This is a genomic window from Salinivirga sp. (assembly GCF_055145285.1).
Map to the genome: position 1 here is coordinate 1 of NZ_JBSRDC010000033.1, position 7,330 is coordinate 7,330.

Below are 7,330 nucleotides of genomic sequence, written 5' to 3' on the forward strand. Positions count from 1 at the left end.
TTCAGCTGATTAAGAATATGGTCGAAAAATGTGCTCTTTATAATTGCTTGGTTATGTGTGTTTAAGAAATCCAATATTTTTTCTACTTTCCTGATTTTTAGACCAAAATTTTCAAGTTGGGTTAAAAGTCGGGCTTTTGCCGGCGCGCTTTTTTCTCTGAATGCTGCCGTTTCTCATCGAGCCTGCGTTTTCTGGAAGCTCTTGTGGGCTTTGTACGTTTACGTTTTTTGGGCTTTTTTAAAGCTTTTGCTATCATATCATAAAACCGGGCAATACAGATCTCCTTGTTTTGGTGCTGTGAGCGGCTTTCCTGAGAGGATATTAACAACTCCCCCTCACTGTTAATGGCATTTCCGAGTTTTTCAAAAATTCGTGCCTTTTGTGCATCAGATAAATGCGCTGAGGCACTGACATCGAACCTCAGCGTAACCCTTGTCTCCGTTTTATTGGCATGCTGCCCGCCGGGTCCGCTGCTACGCGACGACTGAAAATCGAATTCATCTTCAAAGTTTATATTTCGTATCGATTCACTCATATACACTAAAATTCAATGCCTTTTCTCGCTTCAACACCTTCGGTATAGTAATGTTTAACTTCTTTTACTTCTGAGACCAAATCAGCCAGCTTTAATAAAAATTCCGGGGCATAACGACCTGTGGAGACAATCTCAATTTCTTCGCGATTCTTTCGAATCAACCCGGCTACCTCTTCAGTATCAAGTAACTGGTAATACAGCGCGATATGTAACTCGTCCAGTATTAATAAATCTACAGCCTTATTCTGAACCACCTGATGCACCTTTTCCCATCCATTGCGTGCGGCTTCAACATCTTCTTTTTCAGGTTCTTTGTATATAAAACATCTCCTGCCAAAAAGTGCATAATCAATGCCCGGTATTTGGTCAAGTATTGTATGTTCAGCATAACTTTCCCCTTTCACAAACTGGGCAATAAATACTCGCATACCAGCACCTGCGGCCCTCATGGCCATGCCCAGTGCTGCTGTGGTTTTACCCTTTCCGTTACCCGTGATTACATGATACATTCTTATTGAATTAAAAGGTGAATTATAATATTCAGCCTGTTTTTAAAAGTCGGAGGCTGGAAGTAACATATCTCCCTTTAAACGTGGAACTACCGAGGCCATATCTTCCTGCATAGCCCAGGCCATATCGGCTTTCAAAAGCTCATATTTACCTTTTAGCCGTGGAGAAGCCTCTAAAATGTACTTCAACCAATTATCTCCGGCAGCATCCAGCATTGATTCTGCAATGGCTATGGAGTCCGATGATGAATAAAAAGGCTTATAAGAAAGCAGTTCTCGTGCAAATTTACCTGCCAGGAGTGTATCCTCAATGTTCATCTTATTGGTCCAGCCCGAACAAAGCAGCAATACATCTTGCTTACCCGATAAAATGTACTGAACCACAGCCCGGTAATTGACAAGAGCCGCTGCAATGGTATCCTGACCACGAGCCGCTGCAAAAGCCAGCGTTCCATTGGTGGTGGTAATGGCGAGGTGTTTACCATGAATAACTTCAGAAGTAAACTCCAATGGAGAGTTTCCAAAATCAAATTCTGCGAGTTTATCGCCATTGCGCTCACCGGCTACCACAAAACCATTTTCCCTGCATGCCAGTGCCGATTCAATATCGCCTACGGGTTTTATACTTTTAGCGCCATTGGCCATGGCCGTAACTATGGCTGTTGTAGCCCTGAACAGGTCTATTACCACCACCAAATTACCTTCGCGGTGATAGCTGGTATACAAGGCTGGTGAAAAACAAATATCGACGTGTCGTGCGCTCTTCATTATTGCTCCTGATTCGTTATAATAAAGCAAAATTAATGAAAAAAGCACCGCTTTAAAAGGCGATGCTTTGCATTATTATTTTCAGTGGCATTAGCCTTTGTAAAAAGGCAACTTCGTGATATGTGCTTTTACTGCTTTCTTACGTATGCGTATGTAAATTTCAGTATCTGATTTCCAGAAACCATTTTTCACATAACCTAAACCAATTGCCTGACCTGTAGAAGGCGACATGGTACCTGAAGTAACCTCTCCAATTTCATTACCATCGGCATCTTCTATTTTGTAGCCTTTACGTGGAATACCTTTTTCGTCCAGAATAAAGGGTTTCAGACGTTTTTCCGGTTTCTCCGCTTTTTGTTTTTCGAGATAATCACGATCGATAAAATCATTACCGTCAACAAATTTTGTAATCCAGCTGAGAGCACCTTCTATAGGTGATGTGGTCTCGTCAATATCGTTGCCATACAAGCAGAAACCCATTTCGAGGCGCAAGGTATCGCGCGCTGCAAGTCCGGCCGGTTTTATTCCGAATTCCTCGCCTGCTTCCATTACAGCTTTCCAAAGTTTTGGACCATCCTCGTTGGCTACATAAATTTCGCAACCACCGGCTCCGGTGTATCCGGTTGTAGACAGTATGACATCTTTTATACCGGCAATATTCACCTTTTGCACAGTATAAAACTCCATATCCATGATGTTTTGTTCTGTAATTTTTTGCATGGCTTTCAAGGCCAGTGGTCCCTGAACAGCAAGCAGACTCATCTCATCAGATGCGTTATACACTTCTTTACCAACCTCAAGACCCATTTCTTTGGCATTCTGAGTAACCCAGTTCCAGTCTTTTTCCACATTGGCACCATTCACAACCAGCATATACGTTTCCTCATCGAAGCGGTACACCAAAAGGTCGTCTACAATGCCGCCTTTACCGTTGGGCATGCAACTGTATTGCACCTTGCCATTGTAAAGAGCAGCCACATCGTTGGTAGTGATTCGCTGTACCAGATTAAAAGCTTTAGGCCCTTTTACCCAAAATTCGCCCATGTGCGAGACATCAAAAACGCCCAGTTTTTCGCGTACATTGGTATGTTCATCTTTGATTCCTTTATATTCTATTGGCATTTTAAAACCTGCGAAGTCAACCATACGTGCACCCAGGTCTTCATGAATTGCCGTGAAAGCTGTGGTTTTCATTATAATAAATTTAAAAATGATACATTATTTGCTTGAGCACAAATGTAATAAATTGAATGGCAAATTGAATATGTTTTGAGGTTGAATCCGTGTTACCTAAAACCAAATTTCGGTCTGTCTATTGTAAATATTAAGGAGTTGGGTAAAATTCAAGGCTTACGCTTAAATTGGAAATAGAGAAATGGGCCCAAAAGCGGAAATATTACCACAGCCAGCAGCCATTTATTCTGATGATTTTTTCTTTTGAGTCGCGAAATATTAATATCGTAAACGGCCCATACCCAAAGCACCAGGGCTAAAATTATCAAAACTGCCATTAAATAATCCATAATTAGTCATTTTATGAAAAATATGTTTGCGTTGTAGCAATGGAGCACTTGGTTGACTCATAAAAATTACCTTAATAGCGCCGTAGCCAACCGAATCGCCGTTAAGCAGTGAGTTCAGCACCGCTAGAATTTTGTTTTACAAATTTAATTTTTCACCGTCAAAAAAAAAGTTTTTGCGATGTTTATTTAGCTCCAAAAGCCTACACACCAGCAGCAGTGCAAAATTCTCACTCACCGCTGTTCTGATGTGTTTTTGATTTTATCCTCTTGAAAAGATTGGATTTTCCTTTGCTCACTTCTTCAATGTCATAATCGTCCTGTAGTCCTAGCCAAAATTTTGCAGTCGTCCCGAAATACGAACTTAGTCGAAGCGCTGTGTCAGCAGTTATCCGTCGTTGTCCTTTAATGATCATTGAAATCCGTGTTTGTGGAATCTCGGTGTCTTTTGACAGTCGATAAGCCGAAATCCTCATTGGTTTCAGAAATTCCTCCAATAATATTTCTCCAGGATGTATGTTTGCTAAAGTGTCCATAATCAATTCGTTTATTTGTGATAATCCAAAATCTCAACGTCATGTGCGCGATTGCTGTCCCAACGAAAAACAATTCTCCATTGATCGTTAATCCGAATGCTGTATAAATCGTCAGTCGATCCTTTTTGTTTTTCTAGTCGATTCGATGGCGGAATCCGTAAATCAGCCAAATTTTGTGAGTTGTTCAGCATTCTCAATTTTCGTCGTCCGATTTGCTGAATTTCAATCGGGATTTTTTTCACCTGTTCACCATTCCAAATCTTTTCAGTCGACTTAGTTCGAAACGATACAATCATACTTATCTCTTTAATTAGTAACGCCAAAGATGGGTAAAAAGTTGCGGACGGCCAAAGTTTTTTAAATACACCAGAACGGAAATGTATATGCGAAGTTGCGTGACTTCAAGGCATTTAAGTTTCAATTACATAAAATGTAAATTACCTGCACTATGTTTCAAGTTACCACAAAGGTCCGCAATTATCGCATATACAATGTTAAAAGCATCTTTTTATTCTTTTATTATTTTCGTTGTAAATAGTTTATTATCTGTTTGAATGCTAATAATATAAATTCCGCTTTCAAAACTTGACAAATCAACTTGTTTGTTTTGATGCATTTCTGTTATTTTAATTATCTGTTTTCCAGTTAAATCTGAAATTATTAATTTTTGAATATTGCTACTAGCAAATTTAAAGTTTAAAATTCCGTTTGTTGGATTTGGATAAACTGAAATACCTTTTTGTTGTAATGTTTTAATACCAACATAAGCATTTACAGTAACATCAAAACTACAAGTATTATCATTTCCTGCAATATCTGTTATTGTCCACACTATTGTTGTTGTGCCTTCGGGTAACTGAGCATTTTCAAGAGTTGCTGAGTTATTAAAATCATTTTCTACATTATCTACTCCGCAATTGTCAGAAGTTTCTGTTGGGTCAAATTCTGTTCCTTGAACTGTGTAATAATGTGTTTCATCTGCATCTACTTCTATATCCCCTATGCAGGTTATTACAGGGTTTGTATTATCAACAACTTCAACATTAAATGAAGTTTCTGAAAAATTGCCCGCATCATCAGTTACAATTAAAGTTACCGTATTTGATGCTCCCGACATTGTTGTTCCTGCTGTTGGGCTTTGTGTTACATCCAAATCAGCATCGCAATTATCAGTTGCCGTTACATCGCCGGTATAGTCTGGTAAACTTGCTTCGCAACTTGCGTCTGCATCAACTTGTTGGTCGCTATGGGTTGATGTGAATACAGGGTTTTCGGTCTCAGTTGATAAAGTTGCGGGATCAGAAGTTGCATTACCGACAATATTTGTCCCAACACAACGATATTGATAGCCATCCATGGCAAGACTTACATCGGTTATGTTTAAAGTAGCTGTTGTTGCATTACTGTAAGCACCGCCGTTTGTAATATCTCCAAAACCGGAACCTTCATCTACTTGCCATTGATATGTATCAATATTTTCTCCGGCAATGGTAAAAGAGACATTGCTGCCGAGGCAAATATTTGTTTGATTTGCAGGCTGGCTTGTAATAGTTGGTGGTAGTGGATGTTCATAAACACGAACATGACCAGACATATCGCCATTTCCGTCATTTAACCAAGCTCCGATTGCCACTACTGAGCTGTTGGAATTTAAACTTACTGAGTAACCAGACTGGTCGTTTGCTGCTTCTCCGTCAATATCTGTACCTCTTTGAGTCCACGTTCCACTATTGTTCTCATATATCCGAACATGACCGGCACCAGAGCCAGTTCCGTCATTTCTACGAGCCCCAATTGCCACTACCGAGCCGTTGGAATTTAAACTTACAGAGTAGCCGGACTGGTCGCCTGCTGCTTCTCCGTCAATATCTGCTCCTATTTGTGTCCATGTTCCGCTTTGGTTTTCATAAATACGCACATGACCGGAATTAGAGCCGTTTCCGTCATTACCAATAGCCCCAATTGCCACTACTGAGCCGTCGGAACTTAAACTTACTGAGAGTCCCGATTCGTCGTCTGCTGCTTCTCCGTCAATATCTGTTCCTATTTGTGTCCATGTTCCGCTTTGGTTTTCATAAATACGAACATGACCGGAATAAGATCCGTTAGCGTTATTTCCAATAGCTCCAATTGCCACTACCGAGCCGTCGGAATTTAAACTTACTGAGTAGCCGGACTGGTTGTATTCTGTTTCACCGTCAATATCTGCACCAACTTGTGTCCATGTTCCACTTTGGTTTTCATAAATACGAACCTGACCGGAATTAGTGCCGTTTCCGTCATTTTCAATAGCCCCAATTGCCACTACCGATCCATCGGAACTTAAACTTACTGAGTAGCCGGACTGGTCGCCTGCTGCTTCTCCGTCAATATCGACTCCTATTTGTGTCCAATCTTGTGCTTGCATTGTCGTAAAGGCTACAAGCAGGCCGAGTACGAAAAATGTAATTCTTTTTGTCATAATTTTAGGATTTAATTCAATTTTGTGTTTTTCTACTTGTTTTAAACGTATGCTGCTTTTGAACGTAGGGATCACTCGTAATATCCTCAAAATCTGCTCCGTAGCCAAAACATTGTTTTACAATATTAATCAATTTATCCGTCAAAACGAAGTTTTAACTTCGTTTCGGTTGCTCACATCATAATTGATTAAAATTGTGCTTGCGAGCTAAAGGTTGGCGGGGTTAAATCAAAACCTTAAACCCATGAAATGCACTGGCCATCTTTGCTTTATTCACCGCTGTTGGCACCAGTATTATGCAGACTGTTTCTTTACTTAAACTTTTGTCTTTTTTTTGGCGGCGGCGGTGGCGGAGGAGGTTTCACTATTTCAAATGGTCCATCAAAATATATATCAACAAATATCGGGATTAATTTGTCAATCAATAGTTTTTCTTCCTGAGCTAATTCATTGTAATTATTGTTAAATATAGACAAGGATTTTTTATCCTTTATGGCAGAAAAAACCTCTAATAAATCTCTAGTCAAAATTATTAATTTGTTCCATGATGTTTTTGAAACCAATGAATCCGGAAGTCTCTCAGCAAAAATACATACTCCTACAATTCGTCCATTATATTTTTGTTTATGGAATTGTACTTTTTCAATTATCGGTAAATTATATGAATCCCCAACAGTATCATGCAACAAGTGTATGATTTGCGAATATCTCTGGTATTCCGATTTTTGATAATATGTCCTTACTGCGTCATGTTTATCAACGCTAATAAAAACAATATTCCGATCTTTGACTTTCATGATTCGATTTATGGGCTTTCCAATGTAAAATTGAGTTATAACCAATGAGTCATTAATCTGGTCATAATAATGCTGATTGGTTATTCCGGTCGAACCATGCCACTCTTTCCGGTTGAAAAGGTGCCACTTTGAAAGATCATACAATAGTACAATTTTTTTTTCTCATTCACTTTTTATAAAACCTTTTCTTAACGATTCTCCTTT

The 7,330-nt window shown here is 39.4% G+C and carries 9 protein-coding genes; all 9 read right to left on the bottom strand.

Annotated features, from left to right (window positions below):
• Positions 1-121: 121 nt before the first annotated feature.
• On the bottom strand, positions 122-535 hold the full coding sequence (gene arfB / locus ACTB0Y_RS06995) for an alternative ribosome rescue aminoacyl-tRNA hydrolase ArfB (RefSeq protein ID WP_463206100.1): 414 nt from the start codon (positions 533-535) through the stop codon (positions 122-124).
• Between the two features lie 5 nt (positions 536-540).
• Positions 541-1,044, bottom strand: a complete 504-nt coding sequence (locus tag ACTB0Y_RS07000; RefSeq protein ID WP_463206101.1) for a cob(I)yrinic acid a,c-diamide adenosyltransferase — start codon at positions 1,042-1,044, stop codon at positions 541-543.
• A 42-nt stretch (positions 1,045-1,086) separates the two neighbouring features.
• On the bottom strand, positions 1,087-1,812 hold the full coding sequence (locus tag ACTB0Y_RS07005) for a 2-phosphosulfolactate phosphatase (RefSeq protein WP_463206102.1): 726 nt from the start codon (positions 1,810-1,812) through the stop codon (positions 1,087-1,089).
• Between the two features lie 90 nt (positions 1,813-1,902).
• Entirely contained in the window at positions 1,903-3,006 is a 1,104-nt protein-coding gene (gene gcvT / locus ACTB0Y_RS07010) for a glycine cleavage system aminomethyltransferase GcvT (protein ID WP_463206103.1), read from the bottom strand.
• A gap of 149 nt (positions 3,007-3,155) precedes the next feature.
• A complete protein-coding gene (locus ACTB0Y_RS07015; protein ID WP_463206104.1) occupies positions 3,156-3,335 on the bottom strand; it encodes a hypothetical protein in 180 nt (59 codons plus the stop codon).
• A gap of 227 nt (positions 3,336-3,562) precedes the next feature.
• Positions 3,563-3,868 carry a HigA family addiction module antitoxin gene (locus tag ACTB0Y_RS07020; RefSeq protein ID WP_057954557.1) on the bottom strand — a complete coding sequence of 102 codons (306 nt, stop codon included), beginning with the start codon at positions 3,866-3,868 and terminating at the stop codon, positions 3,563-3,565.
• A gap of 11 nt (positions 3,869-3,879) precedes the next feature.
• Entirely contained in the window at positions 3,880-4,164 is a 285-nt protein-coding gene (locus ACTB0Y_RS07025; RefSeq protein WP_463206105.1) for a type II toxin-antitoxin system RelE/ParE family toxin, read from the bottom strand.
• A 212-nt stretch (positions 4,165-4,376) separates the two neighbouring features.
• On the bottom strand, positions 4,377-6,329 hold the full coding sequence (locus ACTB0Y_RS07030; RefSeq protein ID WP_463206106.1) for a T9SS type A sorting domain-containing protein: 1,953 nt from the start codon (positions 6,327-6,329) through the stop codon (positions 4,377-4,379).
• A gap of 311 nt (positions 6,330-6,640) precedes the next feature.
• Positions 6,641-7,126 carry a hypothetical protein gene (locus ACTB0Y_RS07035; RefSeq protein WP_463206107.1) on the bottom strand — a complete coding sequence of 162 codons (486 nt, stop codon included), beginning with the start codon at positions 7,124-7,126 and terminating at the stop codon, positions 6,641-6,643.
• Positions 7,127-7,330: the final 204 nt, after the last annotated feature.

Excerpts from the sequence above, each read along its gene's own strand:
- ACTB0Y_RS07000 (WP_463206101.1), bottom strand. The coding sequence starts at position 1,044 with ATGTATCATGTAATCACGGGTAACGGAAAGGGTAAAACCACAGCAGCA.
- ACTB0Y_RS07030 (WP_463206106.1), bottom strand. The coding sequence starts at position 6,329 with ATGACAAAAAGAATTACATTTTTCGTACTCGGCCTGCTTGTAGCCTTT.
- arfB (WP_463206100.1), bottom strand. The coding sequence starts at position 535 with ATGAGTGAATCGATACGAAATATAAACTTTGAAGATGAATTCGATTTT.
- ACTB0Y_RS07035 (WP_463206107.1), bottom strand. The coding sequence starts at position 7,126 with ATGAAAGTCAAAGATCGGAATATTGTTTTTATTAGCGTTGATAAACAT.
- gcvT (WP_463206103.1), bottom strand. The coding sequence starts at position 3,006 with ATGAAAACCACAGCTTTCACGGCAATTCATGAAGACCTGGGTGCACGT.
- ACTB0Y_RS07020 (WP_057954557.1), bottom strand. The coding sequence starts at position 3,868 with ATGGACACTTTAGCAAACATACATCCTGGAGAAATATTATTGGAGGAA.
- ACTB0Y_RS07005 (WP_463206102.1), bottom strand. The coding sequence starts at position 1,812 with ATGAAGAGCGCACGACACGTCGATATTTGTTTTTCACCAGCCTTGTAT.
- ACTB0Y_RS07015 (WP_463206104.1), bottom strand. The coding sequence starts at position 3,335 with ATGGATTATTTAATGGCAGTTTTGATAATTTTAGCCCTGGTGCTTTGG.
- ACTB0Y_RS07025 (WP_463206105.1), bottom strand. The coding sequence starts at position 4,164 with ATGATTGTATCGTTTCGAACTAAGTCGACTGAAAAGATTTGGAATGGT.